This window comes from Streptomyces sp. NPDC033174, assembly GCF_055577795.1.
The window spans coordinates 204,474-225,958 of the sequence record NZ_JBVIPQ010000007.1 but is presented as its reverse complement, the minus strand read 5'-3'; the positions used below and the strand labels follow the sequence as shown (position 1 = coordinate 225,958).

Sequence of the window (21,485 nt, the reverse complement as noted above, 5' to 3'; positions counted from 1 at the left end):
GCCCGCGCCCGTGTCTCACGGTGGAGGCTCGTCGTCTAGGTCGGTGTGGCCCGACGAGGGCCCGCCCCGAAGACGTCCGGGAGAAGGTGGGAGCGTTGCTGCCCGAGAGCACGAACGGCACCGGCGGAGGAGAGGACCCCTGCGCCGTCCCCATGGCCTGGTGGTCCGCCGAGTCCCTGGCCGACGAGCTGCTGCGCACCGGCCGGCTCGTGGACCCGGGCTCGCTGGAGTACCAGGCCGGCAGACAGACGCTGGCGCTCACCATCTACCTCTGCGACGACGCGGACGCGCGCGCCGGGGCCCGGGCCGCGGCCCGGCCGGAGGAGTGGCTCTCGCGCACGTCGTACGACCATCCCTGGCCGCAGTGGGTCCGCGCGCGCCTCGCCGAGCGGGCCGTGCGGGACCGGCGCCACGGCCCGGGGGCCGACCTCCTGCTGGCCCTGGAGGCCTGGCGGAGGCTGGAGGCGACCGAGATGCTCGCCACCGATCTCGCGGGCCGCTCCCCCGGCGGGACCGGGTCCTCCATCGAGGAGGCGGACCGGGTCTGGACGCCCGCCTGGCAGCTGGGCCTCCCCCTGGGACACCTGGCCATCCACCTCTACTGACGGCCCGGGCGGTTCGGGGTCCGGTGGACGCCCGCGCGGTACTTCGGGATCCGCACCGTGACCTTCATCCCCGCGCCGACGCCGGTCTCGGCGACCAGGCCGTAGTCGTCCCCGTAGACCTGGCGCAGCCGCTCGTCGACATTGGACAGGCCGATGCCGGACGACGCGGGCCGCTCGCCCGCGAGGATCGCCCGCAACAGGTCCGGCTCCATGCCCACCCCGTCGTCCTCGATGGTGACCACGGCCTCGGAGCCCGCGTCGCGGGCGGCGATCGTGACCGCGCACGCCTCGGTGGAGTCCTCGAGACCGTGCTTGACGGCGTTCTCCACCAGGGGCTGGAGGCACAGGAACGGCAGCGTCACGGGGAGCACTTCGGGCGCGATCTGCAGCGTCACCTTGAGCCGGTCGCCGAACCGGGCTCCGGCGAGCGCCAAGTACTGCTCGATGGACCGGAGTTCGTCGGCGAGGTGGGTGAAGTCACCGTGGCGCCGGAACGAGTAGCGGGTGAAGTCGGCGAATTCCAGGAGAAGTTCACGGGCCCGCTCGGGGTCGGTGCGGACGAACGACGCGATGGCGGCGAGCGAGTTGAAGATGAAGTGCGGGGAGATCTGAGCCCGCAGGACCCGGATCTCCGCCTCGATGAGCCGGGTGCGGGAGCGGCCGAGTTCGGCCAGCTCCAGCTGGACGGAGACCCAGCGGGCCACCTCGGTCGCGGCCCGCACCAGCACCGCCGACTCGCGCGAGCCGTACGCCACCAGCGCGCCGAGCACTCCCTCCTCGCCGGTGAGCGGGGCGATCACGGCCCAGCGCAGCGGGCATTCCGGATCGGCGCACTCGATGTGGGCGCTCTGGGCGCGGCCGGACCCGAGGAGTCCGGCGACCTGTTCCATGACCTGGGCGCGGTGGTGGTCGCCGCCCGGACCGTCCCAGGCGAGCACCGACTCGCGGTCAGTGAGGCAGAGCGCCTCGGTGCCGAGGAGGGAGCGCAGCCTGCGGGCGGCCTTGCGGGCGGTGTCCTCGGTGAGCCCGGCGCGCAGCGGTGGCGCGGCGAGGGAGGCGGTGTGCAGGGTCTGGAAGGTGGCCCGTTCGACGGGTGTGCCGAGGTCGAGGTCCGGCTTGCCGCCGCGCCGGACGGAGAGGCGCCCGAGCGCGACTCCCGCGGCGAGGAGCACGATCCCGGCGGCGGTGAGCGTCGCGAGGTCCGCCCCGCTCACCGCTCGGCCCCTTCCGGCTGCGGTCGGTCGGCGAGGTCCTCGGGAAGATGGAGCCGCGCGAGGATCGCCGGGGTTCCGGCGGGTATGTGGCGTGCGGTGGTCAGCGACACCGACACCATGGTGAGGAAGCCGAGCGGGACGGACCAGACGGCCGGCCAGGCCATCAGGGTGTGCGGCCAGCCGGCGGGGGCGAGCCCGGCCCGGGTCGCCATGACGGCGGTGAGCGCGGACCCGCCGCCGACGACGAGCCCGGCCACCGCCCCGGGCGGGGTGAGCCGCCGCCACCAGATACCGAGCACGAGCAGCGGGCAGAACGACGACGCGGAGACGGCGAACGCGAGCCCCACGGCGTCGGCCACCGGCACATTGGTGGCCACCACGCTGACGCCCAGGGGCACCGCCATGGCGAGCACGGTCGCCAGCCGGAAGTGCCGTACGCCGCGCGAGGGAAGCACGTCCTGGGTCAGCACACCGGCGACCGACATGGTGAGCCCCGACGCCGTGGAGAGGAACGCCGCGAACGCCCCGCCGGCCAGCAGTGCGCCGAGCAGGTCCCCGGCGACCCCGCCGATGATCCGGTCGGGCAGGACGAGGACGGCGGCGTCGGCGGCGCCGGTGAGGGCCAGTTCGGGGGCGTAGACACGGCCGAGCGCGCCGTAGACCGGCGGCAGCAGATAGAAGACGCCGACCAGACCGAGAACGACGACGGTGGTGCGGCGCGCGGCGCGGCCGTTGGGGCTGGTGTAGAAGCGGACGGCGACATGGGGAAGCCCCATAGTGCCCAGGAAAGTGGCGAGGATCAGCCCGTAGGTGGCGTACAGCTGGTGGCCGTCACGGCCTCCGGCCAGCGGCTGCGACCAGCCGTGGGGGTGCCCCCGGCCGAAGGCCGGGGGAGGATCGGTCCCCGTGGCGGCGCGCTCGGGGACCCGGGCGCCGGGGGGAAAGCGCAGGGTGGTGCCGGACTCGATCCGGTGGCTGCCCTCGGCGAGCGTCACCCGCTGTCCGTCGTACGCGGCGGAGTCGACGCGTCCGGCGACGGTGAGCGTCAGCGGTGCGTCGAGGTCGATCCGTACGGTGTCGCCGACGCGGACGTCGGTGTGCTCCCGGAAGACGGCGGGCGCGTCGAACCGCGCGCGGGGCGCGTCGTCCCCGACCCACGCGGTGACCAGGAAGAGCGCGGGCACGAGCAGCGCGGTGAGCTTGAGCCAGTACTGGAAGGCCTGGACGAAGGTGATGCTGCGCATGCCGCCGGCCGCGACGGCGCCGGTCACGACGACCGCGACGACGAGTCCGCCGACCCAGCCGGGCGCGCCGGTGAGGATCTCCAGGGTGAGCCCCGCCCCCTGGAGCTGGGGCAGCAGATAGAGCCATCCGATCCCGACGACGAAGAGGCTGGCGAGCCTGCGCACCTGGGGGGATTCGAGGCGCTCCTCGGCGAAGTCGGAGAGGGTGTACGCCCCCGAGCGGCGCAGCGGGGCGGCGACGAGGACGAGCAGGACCAGATAGCCGGCGGTGTATCCGACGGGGTACCAGAGCATGTCGGGGCCCTGGAGGAGGACCAGTCCGGCGATGCCGAGGAAGGAGGCGGCGGAGAGGTACTCGCCGCTGATGGCGGCCGCGTTGAGGGCCGGCTTGACGGTGCGGGAGGCCACGTAGAAGTCGGAGGTGGTCCGGGATATGCGCAGCCCCAGGGCGCCGATGAGGACCGTGGTGAGGACGACGGCGGTGACGGCGGCCACCGCGTAGGTCTGGTTCACCGTCCTTCCACGAGGCCGGTGAAGTCGCGTTCGTTGCGCTCGGCCCTGCGGACGTACCAGCGCGCGATGCCCCAGATGACCGGGTAGACCCCTGCGCCGAGGGCCGCCCAGACGAAGGGTGCGGAGTCGAGCGCGGCGCCGCCGACCGCGGCGGGGAGGGCGAGCAGCAGCGGGAGCGAGCCGACGAGCAGGGCGAGGGCACCGAGAGCGGAGAGCGCGGTCCGCAGCTGGCTGCGCATCAGGGAGCGGACATAGGTGTGGCCGAGGGTGGTCTGCTCGCTGATCTCGAAGCGCGCGGGCGCGTAGCCGGGCGGCCGGCGGGCGGAGCGCGGCACTCCGGTGACGGTCTCGCGCCGGGGGCGGCGCTGCGGGTCGGACCCCTGCTCTGCGGACATCGGTGCGGAGTCTACGCAGAAGCGATTACCGACGGTAGACGCTCTGGCCAGGTGTTCCCGTGGCGCCCAGCGCGATCTCCAGCTCGACGTACGACTCCTCCGCGCGCCGGAACGCCATCTCCAGGGCGACCGCGGTGGCCGGTCCCACGAGCTCCTGCGCCGACTCCCGGATCTCGTACAGCACATCGGCCCAGCGCGCGGCGGCGCTTCTGACCCGGGCGAGCACGGCTTCCACGTCGGCGGCCCCGGTGGGCGGCAGGCCGGGCAGGGCGCGCAGCGAGCGCAGCTCGTCGAGGAGCGTGTCCAGCGGTGCGTCGGTCTCCGGCATCGGTCGGCGGCCCCCCTCTCACGATCAGGGTAGGCGGGGCGGAGCGGCGGCCGGGCGAAAACCGGCCGGGGGTCGGCGTACGGCCCGCCCGGCACGGTGAGCGGCGGGCGCGGGGCGGCGAACGGTCGGCGGGGCCGGCCTGTTCACCACGGGATGGGGGCGCGCCGCGGCGCGATCGGGGGCGTGGGTCAGCCCCGGGCGCGCGGCGGCGCGGTCAGGGCCCGGGTCACCCCAGGGCGCGCGGCGGCCACGGTCGGGGGGCACGGGGTCCCACCCCCCGTGGGCCAGCCCCCGTCGGGGCACGGGGTCCCTCCCCCGTGGGCCAGCCCCCGTCGGGGCACGGGGTCCCTCCCGCATGAGTCAGCCCCCGTCGGGGGCACGGGGCCCCTCCCCCGTGGGCCAGCCCCGGTCGAGGACACGGGGCCCCTCCCGCGCGGGTCAGCCCCGGGCGTGCCGCATCAGCAGCTCCCGCAGCTGGCGGGCGTGCCGGCGGCTGACGGCGAGTTCCGCCCGGCCCACCCGCACGGTCGTCGCCCCCGCGTCCAGGCGCAGTTCGTCGATGCGGCCGAGCGCGACGAGATGGCTGCGGTGTATCCGTACGAAGCCGCGCGCCGCCCACCGCTCCTCCAGCGTGGAGAGCGGGATGCGCACCAGGTGGCTGCCGTCGTCGGTGTGCAGCCGGGCGTAGTCGCCCTGGGCCTCGACATAGGCGATGTCGTCGATCGGCACGAAACGGGTCACCCCGGCGAGCTCGACGGGGATTTGATCGGCCGTGGTGCTCGGCGGGACGGGTGCGACCGTCTCCGCCGCCGGGGCCTCGGGCGTACGGGTCTCGCGCGCCGTCATGACCACGTCCCGGGCGCGGCGGACGGCCTCGGCGAGGCGCTCCCGGCGGACCGGCTTGAGGACGTAGTCGACGGCCTTGAGGTCGAAGGCCTGCACGGCGAAACCCTCGTGGGCGGTGACGAAGACGATCGCGGGCGGCTGGGCGAACCCGGCGAGCAGCCGGGCCACGTCGAGGCCGGTGAGCCCGGCCATGTGGATGTCGAGGAAGACCACGTCGATGGCCTCCTCGCCGTCGGGCCCGGCGTCCAGCGCGCGGCCGATGCGGCGCAGCGCCCCGGTCGCGTCGGTGGCTCCCTCCGCGCTCCGGACGCGGGGGTCGGAGCGCAGCAGGTAGAGCAGTTCCCCGAGAGCCGGCTCTTCGTCGTCGACGGCCAGTACGCGCAGCATGGTGCGGAGTGTAGGCCGGGGCCCGCCGGTTGAGCACGGGGGTGGTTTCCGTACGTAAGGGAGGGCAGTACACCGGAAGCGAGGAAGGTCCATGAGTCTGCTGGAACGGCACCGGGATGTGGCGGCCTACGCCCTGGGTGCCCTGGAACCGGCCGACGCGTTCCGCTGCGAGGAACATGTGTCGGACTGCCCGCATTGCGCGCGGCGGCTCGCGGACTTCACCTGGGTCACGGCGTGCCTCGCCGAACTGAAGGAACCGCCCGGAGGGCCCCGACCGGTGGCCCCTGCGCCCCCTGCGGCCCCTCGCGCCCGGCGCGGACCACGGCTTCGGCTGCGGCTCGTCGCGGCGGCCGCCGTCGCGGCCGTGGCGCTCGCCGTGCCCGCCGCCTCGCTGGTCCTGCACGACGACGCGCCGGCCGCCGCCGTCATCTCGGCGACCAACCCGGCCACGGGCGTCTCGGCGGCGGCCGCCCTGCGGGACGAGCCGTGGGGGACCGCCGTCGAGCTGCGGGTGTCAGGGGTGCGTGGTCCCCGTGTCTGCGAGCTGGTCGTGGTCGGCAGGGACGGCAGGGAACATCCGGTCCTCAGCTGGTCGGTGACGACTGATGAGCGCTCGGCGCCACTGGTGGAGGGCGGCACGGCGCTTCGGAGCGACGAGATCGACCACCTGATGGTGCGCCCCCGGGGCGGCAGCCCCCTCGTCACCCTCGCCCCTTAGCGACGGCGCGCCACGAGGGTCGGCCGCTGGCGGCGGCGGCCCGGTTGGGCGGCCGCTGACGGGCGGCAGCCAGGCTGGAGGCCGTTGGCGACGACCCGATCGTCACCCCCGCCCCTTAGCGGCAGCGCGGCCGGGGGGTGGCCGCCGACGGCGGCGGTCCGATTGGTTGGCCGCTGGCGGCGGCCCGCTCGTGATTCGCTCCCTGGGCAGCGGGCCAGGATGGCCGGCCGTTCGCGGAGCGGCCCGGCTGGACGCCGTTGGCGGCGGCAGCCCCCTCGTCGGCGTCGGCCCCTCGAAGCGGCGGCCGGAGCGGCGGCCGGTTCCTGCCCGGTTCCGGCGTCGGCCCCTTACGGCAGCGGCCGGATCCTGCCCCGGCTCCCGCTGCTTCAGCAGCCGACCGGATCCCCCAAGCCCCCTACTTCAGCAGCCGCGACAGTCTCCGGTCGGCGAGCGGCTTGCCGCCGGTCTGGCAGGTGGGGCAGTACTGCAGCGACGAATCGCTGAACGACACCTCGCGGATGATGTCGCCGCACACCGGGCACGCCTCACCGGTGCGCCCGTGCACCCGCAGGCCGCTCTTCTTCTCCGCCTTCAGGCGCCCGGCCGCGATCCCGTGCGAGCGCTCCACCGCGTCCCGCAGCGTGGTGCGCAGCGCCTCGTACAGCGTGCTGATCTCCTCCTCGGTGAGGTTCCCCACCGGCTTGAACGGCGACATCCGGGCCACATGCAGGATCTCGTCGCTGTACGCGTTGCCGATGCCCGCGATCAGGCTCTGGTCGCGCAACGCGCCCTTGATCTGCCGTCGTTCCCCGCCCAGCAGCGCGGCGAAGGCGTCCCGGTCGAAGTCGGCGGCGAGCGGGTCGGGGCCGAGCCGGGCGACCCCCGGCACATCGGCGGGGTCGCGGACCAGATGGACGGCGAGGCGTTTGGTGGTGCCCGCCTCGGTGAGGTCGAAGCCGTCGCCGCCGGTGAGCGCGGCGCGCAGCGCCAGCGGGCCCTTGCCGGGGCGGGGCACTCCCGAGGGCAGGACGTCCTTCCACTGGAGCCGGCCGGCCCGGGCGAGGTGGATCACCAGGTGGAGGGCGCCGTCGCCGACGCCCGCGCTGATGGCGAGCCACTTGCCGTGGCGGGCGACGGCGGTGACGGTCTCGCCCTCGATCGCGGTGAGCGGCGGATCGTAGGTCTTGAGCACGCTGATCGCGACGGGCAGGACACGGGCGATCTCCTTGCCCACCAGGTGTTCGTCGAGGAACTCTCTCAGCGCTTCGACTTCGGGCAGTTCGGGCATGTCTCCACCCTGCCGCACGGGTCCGACAGCCGCGCGTTCACGGGCCCTTCGCACCCGGGCCCCTCCCACGCCTTCGGCCTGGATCAGTCCGGTACGCCGACGGCGTCGACCAGGGCCGCGAGTTCCCGGGCCAGGCACTTCGCGAGCCGGTCCAGATCGGGTACGGCCTCGCCGTCGGCGACCAGTCCGATGTGCACGTCGCCGCCGTACGGTGACATGGCGATGGCCAGCGACTGCCCCCGGGCGAGCGGCGCCATCGGGAAGAGGGCACTGAGCGGACGGCCGCCGAGCGACAGCGCGGAGCGGGGCAGCGGCACATTGGTGACCAGGATGTCGAAGAGCATCCGGGCGGCGCCCCCGGCGAGCGAGGCGCCGAACCGGTGGGCGAGCGGAGGCAGCTGATCGGCAAGTACGGCGACCGCTCCCGCGCCGCGCAGCGGACCGGCGGCCTTGTTGCGGTCCATGGCGGTGCGTACGGAGTCCAGCCGCTCCCGCGGATCCGCCTCACCCACGGGCAGGTCGACCAGGTACGCGGAGAACCGGTTGCCCGAGCCCGAGGGACTGCCGGGCCGGCGCCGCGACACGGGGACCAGGGCGCGCGGGTCGGCCGAGGGCAGCTGCCCGCCGCGCTCCTCCATCCAGCGCCGCAGCGCGCCGGTGACCGTCGCGAGCAGCACGTCGTTGGCGGTTCCTCCGGTGGTCCGGCGGATGCGCCGGACCACGTCCAGGTCGAGGGTGGCCGTGGCGACCCTGCGGGTCCCGCTGGAGTGGGCGGCGAGGGCGGTGGCGTCGCCCGGATCGAGACGGCTGGCGCGCACCACCGAGGCCCCCACGCCCACGGCCCGGCCGATGTCCTCGAGGCGGTCGAGGGCGGCGCCGACGAGCCGGTGCGGGCCGGGCAGCCAGGAGGAGGGCGGCACCGGCCGGGCCCGTCGGCGGGGGGAGGCGGTGCGGGCCGCGGCGATCTCGTCGAAGATCCCAGCGCCGATGGCGACGGCGCGCAGTCCGTCGGCGAGCGCGTGGTGCAGCTTGACCAGGACCGCGAACGAGCCGTCGGCGGGGCCGGTCAGCAGGTACATCTCCCAGGGCGGCCGTCCCCGTTCGATGGGCCGCTCCATGAGTTCTCCGGCGAGCGCGGCCGTCTCGGCGGCGAAGTCCTCGCCGGGCAGCCGCAGTTCGCGGACGTGGCGGTGCACGTCGAAGTCCTTGTCCAGGGACCAGGCCGCGCCGCCGACGGGCAGCAGGACGTCGCGTACGCGCATCCGCAGCCGGGGAATGGCCGCGGCGCGGCCGGCGAGGAGCCCCAGAAGGTCGGCGGGGGCGCCCGCGGCCGGCGCCGGCCCGAAGTGGGCGAGCGCGCCGAGATGCATGGGGTGGTCGGCGGATTCGAGGTGCCAGAAGGCCAGATCAAGCGGGTCGAGGAGCTCGCTGCTCAAAGGATCCTCATGTTCTGGAGGGCTCGTCGGCGCTCTTGAGCAGGGGCAGTCGGAGGCCCTCCGCGGAGCACTGAAGAACTGTCGGACCCGCAGTCAATCGCTTGCGGTCGGTTACGGTCAAGTACGATCAGTTCACGCACAGTTAACAGCGGTTGTGCCGGCGGGTCGTCCTGCCGTCACTCCCGGCTGGGCACCATGAACTCGCACCAGACGCACTTGCCGCTGCCGCGCGACTCCACACCCCACGCGTCCGCCAGTTGGTCGACCAGCAGCAGTCCCCGCCCCGAGAGGCCCGACTCCCCCGCCTCACGACGGCGCGGCAGCGCGCTGGAACGGTCCTCGACCTCCACCCGCAGCCGCCGCTCGGGGCCGTTCAGCATCCGGAGAGTCACGATGGCCCCGCCGTCGGTGTGCAACAGGGCGTTGGTGATCAGCTCGTCCGCGACCAGTTCGATCTCGTCAGCGCGCTCCTTGGCGCCCCAGGCCCGTACGGCCGCCCGGATCATGTGCCGGGCGGACCTCAGCGCCTCGGGGTCGCTCTGCCCGACGTGCTGCTGGAGGCGGCCGCCCGCCTGCGGGAAGTACGCGCCCCGGCGGCGCAGCAGCAGGATGGCCACGTCGTCGTCCCCGCCCCGTTCGTCGACGACCTCGCACAGCTGGTCGGCGAGCTGCTGGAGGTCCCGGGGCCCTCGCCGTACCAGCGCGGCCAGCCACTGCATGCCGTCGTCGAGGTCCGACCCGGGCGTCTCGACCAGGCCGTCGGTGAAGAGCAGCAGGGTCTGGCCGGGATCGACCTCCAGTGTGCTGACCGGATAGTCGAGCCGGCCGAACTCGGCGGAGAGACCCAGCGGGAGTCCGCCCGGCACGGGCAGCCGCCGGCAGCTGCCGTCGGTGTCCTGGAGGAGCGGTTCGACATGACCCGCCCGCACCACCTGCGCCACCCCGGTCACGAGGTCCGCCTCCACATAGGTGCACGTCGCGAAGCGGTCGGTGTCCAGCTCGTGGAGGAAGACCGAGGCGCGCGCCATCACGGTGGCCGGGGTGTGCCCCTCGGCCGCGTAGGCGCGCAGCACGATCCGCAGCTGCCCCATGACGGCGGCCGCGTGGGTGTCGTGCCCCTGGACGTCTCCGATGACCGCGCCGACCCTGCCCCCGGGCAGCGGGATGACGTCGTACCAGTCACCGCCGATGTCCCGGCCGAGCCGCGCCGAGCGGTAGCGGACGGCGATGTGCGCGCCGGGCACCTCGGGGATGCGGCGGGGCAGCATCGCCTGCTGGAGCCCCTCGGCGAGGTCGTGTTCCTGCTCGAAGAGCATCGCGCGCTGGAGGCTCTGGGCGATGCTGCTGCCGAGCGCCACCAGCACATTGCGTTCGTCGGCGGTGAATCCCGTCCGGTCGTTGTAGAGCAGCCCGAGCGCGCCGATGGGCCGGGCCTGGGCGATCAGCGGGAGATAGGCGGCGGCGGTGATCCCGAGCCCGCTGATGTGCGGCCACAGAGCCGGGTAGGACTCGGCGAAGTCGCGGGGCGATTCGATGAAGCGGGGCGCCAGGGTCCGCACGACCTCGCTCATCGGGTACGCCTCGTCCACCCGGGTGAAGCGGGTGCCGGGCACGAAGGCGTCGTCGGGCCCTTCGGCGACCAGGTGGATGCGGCCCGCCTCCAGGAGCCCCATGACGAGGCTGGTGGCGCCGAAGTACTCCAGGCCGTGCTGGTCATTGAGCAGGTCGATGATGTCCTGGACGGTACGGGCGTGGGCGAGGGCGGCCGTGGTCGACTCCACGACGCTCGTGCGTCTGCGGCGCTCCTCGTCGAGACCGAGCCGGGCGGCCGAGTCGGCCAGCTCGTCGGTGGCGTCGCGGACGACGCCGAGGATGCGGCGCGGCCGGCCGGTCCCGTCACGCCGGATGATGCCCTGGGTGTGGGTCCAGCGCACGCGTCCGTCGCGGCAGCGGACACGGAAGTACGCGCCGTAATGGGAGCTGCCGTCCTTGAGCGCCTGGGTGACCAGCGAGTCCAGCCGGGTGGCCTCGTCGGAGCTGACACGGGGGGCGAGCGTGGCGGGGTTTCCGTCGTAGTCGGCGGGCTCCATGTCGAACACCCCGAGGGCGGACGGGTCCATCTCCATCAGGCCGCTGTCGAGGTCCCAGTCGAACCGGCCCATGTGGAACTGGGGCCCGAACTCCGCGAGAAAGCGGCAGTTCATGCCCGCCGACGGCCCGCAGTCGCAGGACTCGACCGACTTGCCGCCCCCTGAACCCGCATCCATGGCCCCACGCTAGGCGGAGCCCCGGGCGGGCGCATGCGGGCGACGCCAGGCGGGCCGCCAGGCACCGGCGGGCGAGGGCCCCGCCCCCGGGCCTCGCGTCGAGATCGGGGGCGGGGCGGGTACGCGGCGGACCTCAGCCCTCGAAGGTCTCGGGCCGGTCGGACGTGTGGGCCTGCTCGTACTCCGGCTCCGGTTCTGGCGGGAGCACATCACCGGGCGGGAGCTCCTCACCGGGCGGGAGCTGCGGTTCGGTCGGGTACTCCGGTTCGGTCGGGTACTCGGGCTCGGTCGGCGGCAGCGGCGGGACGAGATCGCCGGTGTCGGGGGCCGTCCAGTCCGGGGCGGGGCAGCCGGGCGGGACCAGCGGGGACGGGCCGTCCGGCACGGGGGAGGTGAAATCCATGCCCGGACAGTCGGCGGCGGGCGGCGGAGGATCGGTCGTCGTCTCCTCCCGGCCGGGTGAATCGGGGGTTCCCGGCTCGGAGCGGTCGGGTGAGGTGGAGCGGGGCGGACGGGTGCCGTCCCCGGAAGCGTGGGAGTCGGGCGGGGGTGCGGACGCGATCAGATGGCACTCGTCGGGATCGCACGGCGGATCCACGGCGGGCCTGGTGTCGGCCTCTCCGCCGGTGCCCGTCTTCCGCTCGATCCAGGTGCGGTCGGAGGCGTTCACGATCACCAGACTGTTGATGATCATCTGGGTGGGGTTGATGACGACGACCCGGGCGGGGTCGTAGCCGGGCCAGGGCTTGCCCCGGTGGACCGCCCCGTCGAAGGAGACCGGATTGCGCAGCGGGTTACCGCAGGCGCAGCGGACGCGCGGAGCGCCGTACTGGTCGACGAGGACGGCCGTTCCCGTCTGCAGGACGGACTGGAAGGCGATCGCGGCGCCGGACCGGTAGCCGTGGTTGGTGACACGGGTGTCGACGCGCAGGACCACGGGGGTGAGGCCGCGCAGCCAGTTGGCGAGGTTGGCCTCGCTGATCCCGGCGGCTTGGGAGAAGGCGCGGGCCTTGACGACGTCGTCGGTGAGGAAGCGGACCTGGCGCTCGATGTCACAGCTGGAGAGGGTGCGCGTACCGCCGTACAGGCCCGGTGTGGAGCCGGTGACGGCGCGCGTCGCGGGGTTGTTGGACGACGCCTGCGGCGCGGAGAGCGGCCGGGCCGGTGGGGTGGCGGTCGCGGAGGGAGCGACGGTGGAGGCGGTGAAGGGGTCGGATCCCTGGGCCGCGACCGGCTCGAGGAAGACCTCTTTCGCTTCCGTCCCCGTCTTCTCCCGGTCGCCGCCGCCTCCGCCGCAGCCCGAGACCAAGGCCGCGGCAACAAGCGTGGCGAGGAGGGCATGGCGACGGCGTGTGGGTGAGCGCACCAGAATCTCCCGCCTTCCACCTTGAGTTGTTCCTCCCATCTCTGCCGGATGCTGCGCCGCCCCGCAAACGGAGACGGGCCGCCCCACTCCACTCTTGAACGTGTTCAAGCAACCCTCTACGCTCTGGGCATCGAGTTGAACGCGTTCAATCCTGGAGTGGTTCGCATGTCCGTACTGGTCGGACTTATCGTGACGCTGGGCATGCTGGTCATCGTCCGGGCCGGGCTGCGCCGGACCGGCGCCCCAGGTTTCCCGGCCATACGGAGGGCGACCCAGTCCGCCACCCCGGTGAAGCCGGTGCTCAGCTACCCCCACGTGGGTGCGACCGCCCGCACGCCGCTGCCCCGGGGCTACCACCACCTCCACCACATGTCCCGGATCGGTCAGGGCCGGGCCGCCTTCGAGGCCGCGGGCGCCGCCGTCACCACCTGGCGGATGCACCGACGGTCGGGCGTGCGGATACGAGCGGCCGCCGTGCGAGCCGACCCCGGCGTCACCCTCGAGGTCTCGCTCGGCCTCGGCCCGGTGCGCGTGACCGCCCCGTGCGAGGTCATCTGGACGGCGTACGGGAAGGACCGCGCCGGTTTCGCCTACGGCACCCTGACCGGTCACCCGGAGTCGGGCGAGGAGTCGTTCATCGTGGACATCCTGGAGGACGGCTCGGTCTGGTTCACGGTCACGGCGTTCAGCCGGCCCGCGGCCTGGTACGCGCGTCTCGCCGGCCCTCTGGTGCCCCCGCTGCAGCGCGCGTACGCCCGCCACCTGGGCCGCACGCTGACCCGGATCGCCGCGGGCTGAGAGGCGACGCGGGAGCCGCCGCGACCGATACTGGACGAGATGGAGTGGTTCACCGCACCCGAGTACTGGCTGAGCAGGATCGTGTTCCAGCGCGCTCTCGCGGGCCTCTACCTGGTCGCTTTCCTGAGCGCCGTCCTCCAGTTCCGGGCCCTGATCGGCGAGCGCGGCATGCTCCCGGTGCCGGAGTACCTGCGCCGGGTCCCCGCACGCCAGGCGCCGACGCTCTTCCGGCTGCGCTACTCGGACCGGCTCTTCGCGCTCTGCGCCTGGACCGGGGTGGTGGTCTCGCTCGCGCTCGTCGCCGGCGCGGGTGACGAGGTGCCGCTCGCGGTCGCGATGCTGCTCTGGGCCGCGCTGTGGGTGCTGTACCTGTCGATCGTCAACGTGGGGCAGACCTGGTACGGCTTCGGCTGGGAATCACTGCTCCTGGAGACGGGCTTCCTCGCGGTCTTCCTCGGCAATGAACGCACCGCTCCTCCCGTCCTGGTGATGTGGCTGCTGCGCTGGCTGCTGTTCCGGGTGGAGTTCGGAGCGGGGCTGATCAAGATCCGCGGCGACCAGTGCTGGCGGAATCTCACCTGCCTGTACTACCACCACGAGACCCAGCCGATGCCGGGCCCGCTGAGCTGGTTCTTCCATCATCTGCCGCGCCCTCTGCACCGGGTGGAGGCGGGGGCCAATCACGTGGTCCAGCTCCTGGTCCCGGTCCTGCTGTTCACCCCGCAGCCGGTCGCGAGCGTAGCCGCCGGGGTGATCGTGGCGACCCAGCTGTGGCTGGTGCTCTCGGGCAACTTCTCCTGGCTGAACTGGCTGACCATCGTGCTGGCCCTCTCCGCCGTCGACGGCTCGCGCCTCGTCGCCGCCCCCGCGCTGCCCGGCCCCCCTCTCTGGTACGTGGTCCTGGTCGCCGCCCTGACCACGCTGATCCTGGTCCTGAGCTACCGCCCGGCCCGCAATCTGCTCTCCCGGCGGCAGGCGATGAACCGCTCCTTCGACCCCCTCCACCTCGTCAACACCTACGGAGCATTCGGCACGGTCGGCCGGATCCGCGACGAGATCGTCATCGAGGGCACGGACGAACCGGTGTACGACGCGCGGACGGTGTGGCGGGAGTACGAGTTCAAGGGCAAACCGGGCGATGTGCGGCGCCTGCCGCGCCAGTTCGCCCCGTACCACCTGCGGCTCGACTGGATGATGTGGTTCGCGGCGCTCTCCCCGGTCTACGCGCGCGACTGGTTCGGGCCGTTCGTCGAACGTCTGCTGGACGGCGACCGGGACACTCTGCGGCTGCTGCGCCACAACCCCTTCCCGGACGGCCCGCCGGTGATGGTCCGCGCCCGGCTGTACCGCTACCGGTACACGACCTGGAGCGAACTGCGCGCCACCGGCGCCTGGTGGCACCGGACCCATCTGCGCGAGTACATGCCGGCGACCCGGCTCAGCGCCCGGGCCGAGGACGCCACACGCGAGCGGACCTGAGGGCCGCGCCAGCGGCGGCGCCGACGTGGCACCCGGGGCTGGAGGGGCCCCTGATGTCACCGAAGGGCGGTATTCGTTCACAGGGCGCACACTGTCGAACAGGATCCCCCTTACAGGCGGATCCGTGTCCGGAATGCACCCCAGAAATGGGCCCCATCGAGCGGGACGGCGCTCATTTGGTTACTCTGGGGCGTACGGTCGGCCAACAGGGATCCACAAACGCCCCTGAGCCGGCCTGGGGACAGACCTCCAACCAGGTCGCGGTCCCGCCCGAAGACCGGCGCCACCGCGACCGAACGGTCCCTTCCCCATTGGTACGCGACACGAAGGAGTGCGCGGTGACACCAGAACTGACGAAGCAGGAACAGCGCCCGGCGGAACGCCGGGAGCGGACGAAGGCGTCCGGTGAGTTGGGAAGCCTCGAGGTGTGGGCCAGATCCGCACCCATCCGGCTGGCCGGCTACGAGGACGACCTCGCTGAGCCGCACATCCTGCCAGGAATCGACTGAGTCGCACGCTTCGCACCTGTGCCCCGGCCGGAAGGCCGGGGCACAGGTGTGTCCGCGCGGAGCCGCCGGCCCCTTCCGGGACCGGGCGGGCCTACCAGTTCGCGGGCGCGTAGTCCTTGAGGAAGCAGCCGTAGAGGTCCTCGCCGGATTCGCCGCGCACGATCGGGTCGTAGACGCGCGCCGCGCCGTCGATCAGGTCGAGCGGGGCGTGGAAGCCCTCCTCGGCGAGCCGCATCTTGTCCGGGTGCGGGCGCTCGTCGGTGATCCAGCCGGTGTCGACGGCGGTCATCAGAATGCCGTCGGACTCGAACATCTCCTGCGCGCTGGTGCGCGTGAGCATGTTGAGCGCGGCCTTCGCCATGTTGGTGTGCGGGTGGCCGGCGCCCTTGTAGCCGCGGCTGAAGACGCCCTCCATCGCGGAGACGTTGACCACATAGGTCCGCTTGGCGCCCGAGGCGGCCATGGCCGGGCGCAGGCGGCTGATGAGGATGAACGGCGCGGTGGAGTTGCACAGCTGCACTTCGAGCAGCTCGACCGGGTCGACCTCGGAGACGGTCTGGATCCAGCTGTTGGTGTCGTGCAGGTCGGGGACCAGACCGCCGGCGTCGATCGCGGTACCGGCCGCGATGCGCTCCAGCGAGGCCGACCCCGTGACGAGCGCCAGCTCGGTCACGTCCTGTGCGGTGAGGCCGTCGCCGCGGCGGGCGGACGGCAGCGCCGCCACGGCGTCCACGGTGCCGCTTCCGAACGTACCGATGATCTGCGCGGGCGGCAGCTCACCGGCGGGCAGCGGCGCGGACTCGGCGGCCACCAGTTCGCTGTAGGCCTGCGGGGAACGCCGTACGGTCTGGGCGGCGTTGTTGATCAGGATGTCGAGGGGGCCCTCGGCGGCGACCGAGTCGGCGAGGGCGACGACCTGCGCGGGGTCGCGGAGGTCGATACCGACGATCTTGAGCCGGTGGATCCACTCGTCGCTGTCCGGCATCGCCTTGAAGCGGCGGATCGCGTCGTTGGGGAAGCGGGTCGTGATCGTGGTGTGGGCGCCGTCGCGCAGCAGCCGCAGCGCGATGTACATGCCGATCTTGGCGCGGCCGCCGGTGAGCAGGGCGCGCTTGCCGACGAGGTCGGTACGGGCGTCGCGGCGGGCGCGGTTCTCGGCGGCGCAGTCCTGGCAGAGCTGGTGGTAGAAGGCGTCGACCTCGACGTACCGGGTCTTGCAGATGTAGCAGGACCGGGGGCGCTGGAGTATGCCCGCGATCTCGCCGAGCACGGAGGAGGACGGCAGGAGCCCCTGCGTCTCGTCGTCGATGCGCTCGGCGGAGCCGGTCGCGGTGGCCTCGGTGACCGCCTTGTCGTGGGCTGTCTTGGCGGCCCGGCGCTCCTGGCGGCGGCGCTGCTTCACGGTCCGGTAGATACCGGCGGTGGCGCGGCGGACGGCGATCGCGTCGGGGTGGTCCACGTCGAGCTTGTCGAGTTCGTCGAGGACGCTCAGGCAGACGGCCAGGCGCTCGGGGTCGATGCCCGGCCCGTACACCTGGGTCTCTTCTGTCACCGTCATGGCTGTCGCGTTCCTCGATCACTCGTACGTGCGCACATCACACACTTCAAAAGCGGAACTTTACGTGAGCGGGGGCCCTGGACGCCAAACGGAAAGCAGGACCCGGGTTCCGGCAGGCCCAGCGGCGCGTTCAGGCGGGTGTGCGGCGCGGCGGCCGGTCGAAGACGCAGTCGCCGCAGAGCCCGCCGGCCGGGCTGCGGTAGTAGAGGCAGCAGGTCGTGCGCCTCAGGGCGGGGCCCTGGACCGTACCGGCCAGATCCGGGTGGGCGAACAGCTCGGCGGCGAGCGACGCGGCCCGCTCGGCCACCTGCGGGCGGTTTCGCGCACGCGCCCAGCGCGTCAGCTCCCGTACGGATCCGGCGAGGGCGGAGCCGGCGTTGCCCCACAGCAGCCGGGGCGAGATCCGGCCGTCGCGCCGCAGGGCCTCCCCGAGCGGCACGAGATGGCCGTACTGGACCACGGCGCGGATCTCCTCGGCGGTCCCGGGCCTGCTCCCCCGGCCGGACCACCACAGGTCGTCCGGCGAGGTGAGCCGCCCGTCCCAGTGGAGGGTGTCCGGCTCGAGGGCGGGAAGGACACCGTGCAGCGCCGCGGAGCCCAGAGCGAGCGACCAGAGGCGCGCAGCGAGCCCGAGGTGTGCGAGCGAGGCCCCGACGCGACGCTCGGGGACGTCCAGCCGGTCGACGACGGTGGCGACACGGTCGGCCAGGGGGCCGGACGCGGGGTGCCCCGGCGGGATGGCGGACGGCATGCCGGATGAGATGCCCGGCGCGGCAAGCGACCCGGTGCCAAACGCGATGCCCGGCGGCGCACCCTCCGGCTCGCCGGTGGCGGGGGCGCCGGACGCGGGCGCGTAGACCTCCGACAGCGGGACATGGGTGCCGTCCTTCGGAGGGGTCGTGCGGAGGACGAAGAAGCCGCCGACAGAGGCCGTCTCCGCGAGATCCATCTCCTGCACTTCGTTCACCCTCCCCGCGAGCCGGACGCGCGTCCGATAACGATCCGGTAAAGGCCAGGCCAAAGCCTGACATCCGGACACCGGCGGACCGTGACGCTGACGGCGTGAATCATCGCAGCCGACGTTCCGTCCTGACCATGACCGCCACCGCCGCCTTCGCCGCCACCGTGCCCGCCGCACGGGCGGCGGCCCCGGCGCACACGACACCCCGGGCCACGCCGTCCGGCGCCCCCGGAGCCGATCCCGCCCGCGCGCTCGCCGCGTTACGGGCGGGCAATGCCCGCTTCGCCGCCCTGCGCCAGCGCCATCCGCACGAGGACGCCCACCGGCGCCGCGAGGTGGCGACGGCCCAGCACCCCTTCGCGATCGTCCTGGGGTGCATCGACTCGCGCGTCCCGCCGGAGCTCGTTTTCGACCAGGGGCTCGGCGATCTGCTCGTCGTCCGCTCCGCGGGACAGGCCCTGGACGAAGCGGTCCTTGGCAGTGTCCAGTTCGGCGTGGAGGAGCTCGCCGTACGGCTCGTCGTCGTCCTCGGCCACGAGCGCTGCGGCGCCGCGGCCGCCGCCGTCGAGTACGTGCGTACCGGCATACCCGTCGAAGGCCATCTGGCGCGGGTGGTGGAGGAGATAGCCCCGGCCGCCCGGGAGACCCGGAACCTGCCCGGCGACTGGGTGGAGAACACAGTGCGGGCCAATGTGGCCCGGGTGCAGCGGCGACTGGAATCCGATCGCGCGTTCGACGGCGCGGTCGTGGTCGGCGCCCGCTTCGACCTCGACACCGGCCGGGTCGCCTTCGGCCCCGCGCCGCACCCCCATCCCCGGTCGTAGTCCCGTACTCCTACGGCAGTACGACCGATTGCGTGCTCAGGGACGACGACGTCCGGGCGCGTCACGCGTCACAGTTGACCCATGAGCCCCCTCGCGCTGTCCGTGCTTCTCGCCCTGGTCTCCGCGGTCGCCTACGCGGCCGGGGCGATCGTCCAGGAGCGCGTCGCGGCCACCGCGGGCAGTGGGGCGTACGCGCCCCTGCGCAACGGCTTCTGGTGGGTGTCGGTCCTCCTCAACGGAGTGGGAGCGGCCCTGCACGTGGCGGCGCTCGCCTACGGGCCGCTCAGCGTCGTCCAGCCGCTCGGCGCCCTGACGATCGTGTTCGCGCTGCCGATGGCCGCGCTCTTCGTCGGGCGCCGGGCGGGCGCCACCGCCTGGCGCGGCGCGGTCATGGCGACCGTGGGCCTCGCCGGGATGCTGACCCTGACCGGCCCCTCCCGCTCGCACACGCTCGGCGGCGACGAGCGGCTGGTACTGGCCGTCTCGGCCTTCGCGGCGGTGGGCCTGCTCTTCCTGGCCGCGCTGCGCACGCGCCGTCCGGTGCTGCGCAGCGTGATCCTGGCCGGCGCGGCGGGCGTGGCTTTCGGCAACGCCTCGGTGTTCACCAAGATCGTCGCGGTGGACTGGACGGCGCGCGCCCCCCTGGAGCAGTGGCCGAGCATGCTGGCGACGGCCGGCTTCGCGGTCTCGGGCCTGCTGCTCTCCCAGGCGTCCTACCGGGGCGCCGGACTCGCCGCCCCCCTGGCCACCGTCACCGTCGTCAACCCGGTGGTGGCCGCGGCGATCGGCCTGACCCTGTTCGGCGAGGACTTCCGCTACGGATCGGGCGGCAGCGTGATCGCCCTGAGCTTCGGGGTGGTCGCGGCGAGCGGGCTGGTCCTGCTCACGACGGAACGGCTCTCCGCACCCCGCGACGCGCCCGCCAGGACACCCTTCGGTGATCGGGCCGGCTCAGAGCGAGACGCCCCCCGACCTGAGATAGGCGACGGGGTCGATGTCGGACCCGTATCCGGGACCCGTCCGCACCTCGAAATGGAGATGCGGTCCGGTGCTGTTGCCGGTGGAACCTGAACGGCCTATCCGCTGCCCGCTGTTGACCGTCTGTCCCGCACGGACGGCCAGCGCCGACAGATGCGCGTACTGGCTGTACTTGCCGTCGTCGTGCCGGATGACGATCTGGTAGCCGTACGCTCCGCCCCAGCCGGCGGAGACCACCCGGCCCGGGGCGACGGCCTTGACCGACGTGCCGGTGGGGACGGGGAAGTCGACTCCGGTGTGATAGCCGCTGGACCAGGAGGAACCGCTCTTGTGGTAGGGCGTTCCGGCGCGCGCGTCGACGGGGGCGCTGAAGCCGGTCCGGTGTGTCTCCCGGGGCTTCTGCGGCGCCGGCTTGGTCACGGGCTTGGTGACGGGCCGGGTCTGCGTGACCGGCTTCGTCACGGGCTTGGTGCTCGTGGGCGGCTTCGTGGTCGTCTTCGGCTTCGGCGTCGGCCTGGTCGCGGGCGGCGTGGTGCCGGTGCCGGGCACGGGCGGCCGGGGCGCCGCGATCCTCAGGGTCAGCTTCTGGCCGGGGTGAATCAGATCGGGGTCGCTGCCGACGACGGTCCGGTTCGCCTCGTACAGCGGCTGCCAACCGCCCTCGACCCGCTTCCTCTCGGCGATGGCGGAGAGCGAGTCACCGGGCGCCACGGTGTAGCTCCGCCGGACGGTCGGCACGGTGGTCGGCGTCGCCGGCGGCGGGGTCGCGGAGGGTCTCTTGGGCGGTGCGGCGCTGCCCGAGCGCGTCTGGCGCGGCACCGATGTGGTCCCGCGGCGCTTCTCGGGCGCGATCTCGGGGGCGCCCCCGCCGCGGGTGAGGCCGGCGCGCGTCGAACAGACCGGCCAGGCGCGTGGCCCCTGCCCCTTGAGGACCTTCTCGGCTATCGCGATCTGCTGGTCCTTGGAGGCGAGATCGGCACGGGGCGCGTAGTGGGTGCCGCCGTACTGCTCCCAGGTGGACTGGCTGAACTGGAGACCGCCGTAGTAGCCGTTGCCGGTATTGATCTTCCAGTTGTTGGTGGACTCGCAGGCCGCGACCTTCTCCCAGACATCCACCGACGCGGCGTGGGCGGTGCCCGCGCCGATCAGGGGAAGCGCCATACCCGCACCACCCGCGGTGAGGGTGAGCGACGCCCGGTTGATACGGCTCGGCTGGTACCGGCGGTGTCGTCCGCGTAAGGCCATTGGGACCCCCCTATTACGCCTCGGCAGCCGCCAAACCTAGGCGCTCGGAACGGGCCATGACAAGGGGGCGGACGGAGCGTCAGGCTCCGTCCGTCTGTGCGTCCTTGGGCCCGGAGGGCCTCCGCCGCCCCGCCTCCGCGCCGGTCGCCGCCGGGGCGCGGCGACCGTTACGGCTCGGGAGCGGGCGAGGGAGTGGGGGTGGGTTCGGGTTCGGGGACGGGGGTCGGCTCCGGCGGCTGCGGAATCGGGTCGGGCGTCGGTACCGGCGGCGGGGTGGGCGTCGGCACGGGCCCGGGCGTCGGCGGACCCGGTTTCGGCGGCGGAGTGGGCGCGGGGGTCGGCGGCCCGGGGGTCGGCGGCCCGGGGGTGGGCGGGGGCGGCACCGGTCCCGGCGTGGGGCCGGGGGGAACCGGTCCCGGAGGCGGGACGGGCGACGGGGGCATGGGGTTGGGGTCGGGCTGAGTCATGAGAGGCCCCTCAGATTGGTCGGCCACGTCTCTCGGCAGGCCGTGCATCTCCAGGTTCT

At 73.5% G+C, this 21,485-nt stretch carries 19 protein-coding genes; 7 read left to right on the top strand and 12 right to left on the bottom strand.

Annotated elements, in window-relative coordinates; genetic code table 11:
* The first annotated feature begins 95 nt into the window (after positions 1-95).
* Positions 96-605: a hypothetical protein gene (locus tag ACZ5VC_RS22995; RefSeq protein WP_469121898.1), complete on the top strand. Its 510-nt coding sequence runs from the start codon at positions 96-98 to the stop codon at positions 603-605.
* On the opposite strand, the gene ACZ5VC_RS22990 is transcribed toward ACZ5VC_RS22995, so the two are convergent.
* The 5 genes from ACZ5VC_RS22990 to ACZ5VC_RS22970 all read right to left on the bottom strand — a co-directional run bounded on the left by ACZ5VC_RS22990 (position 599) and on the right by ACZ5VC_RS22970 (position 5,532).
* Complete coding sequence (locus ACZ5VC_RS22990; protein WP_469121897.1) at positions 599-1,819, bottom strand: sensor histidine kinase; 1,221 nt, start codon at positions 1,817-1,819, stop codon at positions 599-601. The two genes, ACZ5VC_RS22995 and ACZ5VC_RS22990, sit on opposite strands and share 7 nt — an antisense overlap.
* On the bottom strand, positions 1,816-3,576 hold the full coding sequence (locus tag ACZ5VC_RS22985) for a sodium/solute symporter (RefSeq protein ID WP_469121896.1): 1,761 nt from the start codon (positions 3,574-3,576) through the stop codon (positions 1,816-1,818). Before ACZ5VC_RS22985 ends, ACZ5VC_RS22990 begins: the two co-directional genes overlap by 4 nt.
* On the bottom strand, positions 3,573-3,971 hold the full coding sequence (locus tag ACZ5VC_RS22980; RefSeq protein ID WP_469121895.1) for a hypothetical protein: 399 nt from the start codon (positions 3,969-3,971) through the stop codon (positions 3,573-3,575). The genes ACZ5VC_RS22985 and ACZ5VC_RS22980 overlap by 4 nt, the downstream gene beginning before the upstream one ends.
* Before the next feature lie 25 nt (positions 3,972-3,996).
* Positions 3,997-4,299, bottom strand: coding sequence for a hypothetical protein (locus ACZ5VC_RS22975; RefSeq protein WP_469121894.1), 303 nt, complete (start codon positions 4,297-4,299; stop codon positions 3,997-3,999).
* 438 nt (positions 4,300-4,737) lie between these two features.
* Complete coding sequence (locus ACZ5VC_RS22970; RefSeq protein ID WP_469121893.1) at positions 4,738-5,532, bottom strand: LytR/AlgR family response regulator transcription factor; 795 nt, start codon at positions 5,530-5,532, stop codon at positions 4,738-4,740.
* Between the two features lie 91 nt (positions 5,533-5,623).
* Between ACZ5VC_RS22970 and ACZ5VC_RS22965 the strand changes: the two genes are divergently transcribed.
* On the top strand, positions 5,624-6,250 hold the full coding sequence (locus tag ACZ5VC_RS22965; protein ID WP_469121892.1) for an anti-sigma factor: 627 nt from the start codon (positions 5,624-5,626) through the stop codon (positions 6,248-6,250).
* Between the two features lie 415 nt (positions 6,251-6,665).
* Here the strand turns inward: ACZ5VC_RS22965 and ACZ5VC_RS22960 are convergent, their stop codons facing one another.
* The 4 genes from ACZ5VC_RS22960 to ACZ5VC_RS22945 form a co-directional block, all read right to left on the bottom strand.
* Positions 6,666-7,538, bottom strand: a complete 873-nt coding sequence (locus tag ACZ5VC_RS22960; RefSeq protein ID WP_469121891.1) for an Fpg/Nei family DNA glycosylase — start codon at positions 7,536-7,538, stop codon at positions 6,666-6,668.
* 83 nt (positions 7,539-7,621) lie between these two features.
* Positions 7,622-8,974: a wax ester/triacylglycerol synthase family O-acyltransferase gene (locus ACZ5VC_RS22955; RefSeq protein ID WP_469121890.1), complete on the bottom strand. Its 1,353-nt coding sequence runs from the start codon at positions 8,972-8,974 to the stop codon at positions 7,622-7,624.
* Between the two features lie 176 nt (positions 8,975-9,150).
* Positions 9,151-11,136 carry a SpoIIE family protein phosphatase gene (locus ACZ5VC_RS22950; RefSeq protein WP_469122133.1) on the bottom strand — a complete coding sequence of 662 codons (1,986 nt, stop codon included), beginning with the start codon at positions 11,134-11,136 and terminating at the stop codon, positions 9,151-9,153.
* 238 nt (positions 11,137-11,374) lie between these two features.
* Positions 11,375-12,607: a DUF6777 domain-containing protein gene (locus ACZ5VC_RS22945; protein ID WP_469121889.1), complete on the bottom strand. Its 1,233-nt coding sequence runs from the start codon at positions 12,605-12,607 to the stop codon at positions 11,375-11,377.
* A 165-nt stretch (positions 12,608-12,772) separates the two neighbouring features.
* Here ACZ5VC_RS22945 and ACZ5VC_RS22940 point away from each other — a divergent pair, with 165 nt between their 5' ends.
* The 3 genes from ACZ5VC_RS22940 to ACZ5VC_RS22930 all read left to right on the top strand — a co-directional run bounded on the left by ACZ5VC_RS22940 (position 12,773) and on the right by ACZ5VC_RS22930 (position 15,393).
* Positions 12,773-13,405 carry a DUF1990 family protein gene (locus ACZ5VC_RS22940; protein WP_469121888.1) on the top strand — a complete coding sequence of 211 codons (633 nt, stop codon included), beginning with the start codon at positions 12,773-12,775 and terminating at the stop codon, positions 13,403-13,405.
* 39 nt (positions 13,406-13,444) lie between these two features.
* Positions 13,445-14,884 (top strand): lipase maturation factor family protein, encoded by a 1,440-nt coding sequence (locus tag ACZ5VC_RS22935; RefSeq protein ID WP_469121887.1) that lies wholly within the window; start codon positions 13,445-13,447, stop codon positions 14,882-14,884.
* 338 nt (positions 14,885-15,222) lie between these two features.
* Complete coding sequence (locus ACZ5VC_RS22930) at positions 15,223-15,393, top strand: hypothetical protein (RefSeq protein ID WP_468710155.1); 171 nt, start codon at positions 15,223-15,225, stop codon at positions 15,391-15,393.
* Between the two features lie 91 nt (positions 15,394-15,484).
* Here ACZ5VC_RS22930 and ACZ5VC_RS22925 read toward each other — a convergent pair whose 3' ends face one another.
* Positions 15,485-16,951 (bottom strand): SDR family NAD(P)-dependent oxidoreductase, encoded by a 1,467-nt coding sequence (locus ACZ5VC_RS22925; RefSeq protein ID WP_469121886.1) that lies wholly within the window; start codon positions 16,949-16,951, stop codon positions 15,485-15,487.
* A gap of 130 nt (positions 16,952-17,081) precedes the next feature.
* On the bottom strand, positions 17,082-17,900 hold the full coding sequence (locus ACZ5VC_RS22920; RefSeq protein WP_469122132.1) for a (2Fe-2S)-binding protein: 819 nt from the start codon (positions 17,898-17,900) through the stop codon (positions 17,082-17,084).
* Between the two features lie 146 nt (positions 17,901-18,046).
* Here ACZ5VC_RS22920 and ACZ5VC_RS22915 point away from each other — a divergent pair, with 146 nt between their 5' ends.
* Together ACZ5VC_RS22915 and ACZ5VC_RS22910 are read left to right on the top strand one after the other, a co-directional pair.
* Positions 18,047-18,736, top strand: a complete 690-nt coding sequence (locus ACZ5VC_RS22915) for a carbonic anhydrase (RefSeq protein WP_469121885.1) — start codon at positions 18,047-18,049, stop codon at positions 18,734-18,736.
* 81 nt (positions 18,737-18,817) lie between these two features.
* Positions 18,818-19,807, top strand: a complete 990-nt coding sequence (locus ACZ5VC_RS22910; protein ID WP_469121884.1) for a DMT family transporter — start codon at positions 18,818-18,820, stop codon at positions 19,805-19,807.
* Here ACZ5VC_RS22910 and ACZ5VC_RS22905 read toward each other — a convergent pair.
* Entirely contained in the window at positions 19,688-20,959 is a 1,272-nt protein-coding gene (locus ACZ5VC_RS22905; protein ID WP_469121883.1) for a transglycosylase family protein, read from the bottom strand. The genes ACZ5VC_RS22910 and ACZ5VC_RS22905 overlap by 120 nt on opposite strands.
* Between the last annotated feature and the right edge of the window lie 526 nt (positions 20,960-21,485).

Excerpts from the sequence above, each read along its gene's own strand:
- ACZ5VC_RS22980 (WP_469121895.1), bottom strand. The coding sequence starts at position 3,971 with ATGTCCGCAGAGCAGGGGTCCGACCCGCAGCGCCGCCCCCGGCGCGAG.
- ACZ5VC_RS22975 (WP_469121894.1), bottom strand. The coding sequence starts at position 4,299 with ATGCCGGAGACCGACGCACCGCTGGACACGCTCCTCGACGAGCTGCGC.
- ACZ5VC_RS22970 (WP_469121893.1), bottom strand. The coding sequence starts at position 5,532 with ATGCTGCGCGTACTGGCCGTCGACGACGAAGAGCCGGCTCTCGGGGAA.
- ACZ5VC_RS22965 (WP_469121892.1), top strand. The coding sequence starts at position 5,624 with ATGAGTCTGCTGGAACGGCACCGGGATGTGGCGGCCTACGCCCTGGGT.
- ACZ5VC_RS22960 (WP_469121891.1), bottom strand. The coding sequence starts at position 7,538 with ATGCCCGAACTGCCCGAAGTCGAAGCGCTGAGAGAGTTCCTCGACGAA.
- ACZ5VC_RS22950 (WP_469122133.1), bottom strand. The coding sequence starts at position 11,136 with ATGGGCCGGTTCGACTGGGACCTCGACAGCGGCCTGATGGAGATGGAC.
- ACZ5VC_RS22940 (WP_469121888.1), top strand. The coding sequence starts at position 12,773 with ATGTCCGTACTGGTCGGACTTATCGTGACGCTGGGCATGCTGGTCATC.
- ACZ5VC_RS22935 (WP_469121887.1), top strand. The coding sequence starts at position 13,445 with ATGGAGTGGTTCACCGCACCCGAGTACTGGCTGAGCAGGATCGTGTTC.
- ACZ5VC_RS22925 (WP_469121886.1), bottom strand. The coding sequence starts at position 16,951 with ATGACGGTGACAGAAGAGACCCAGGTGTACGGGCCGGGCATCGACCCC.
- ACZ5VC_RS22920 (WP_469122132.1), bottom strand. The coding sequence starts at position 17,900 with ATGGATCTCGCGGAGACGGCCTCTGTCGGCGGCTTCTTCGTCCTCCGC.
- ACZ5VC_RS22915 (WP_469121885.1), top strand. The coding sequence starts at position 18,047 with ATGACCGCCACCGCCGCCTTCGCCGCCACCGTGCCCGCCGCACGGGCG.
- ACZ5VC_RS22910 (WP_469121884.1), top strand. The coding sequence starts at position 18,818 with ATGAGCCCCCTCGCGCTGTCCGTGCTTCTCGCCCTGGTCTCCGCGGTC.
- ACZ5VC_RS22905 (WP_469121883.1), bottom strand. The coding sequence starts at position 20,959 with ATGGCCTTACGCGGACGACACCGCCGGTACCAGCCGAGCCGTATCAAC.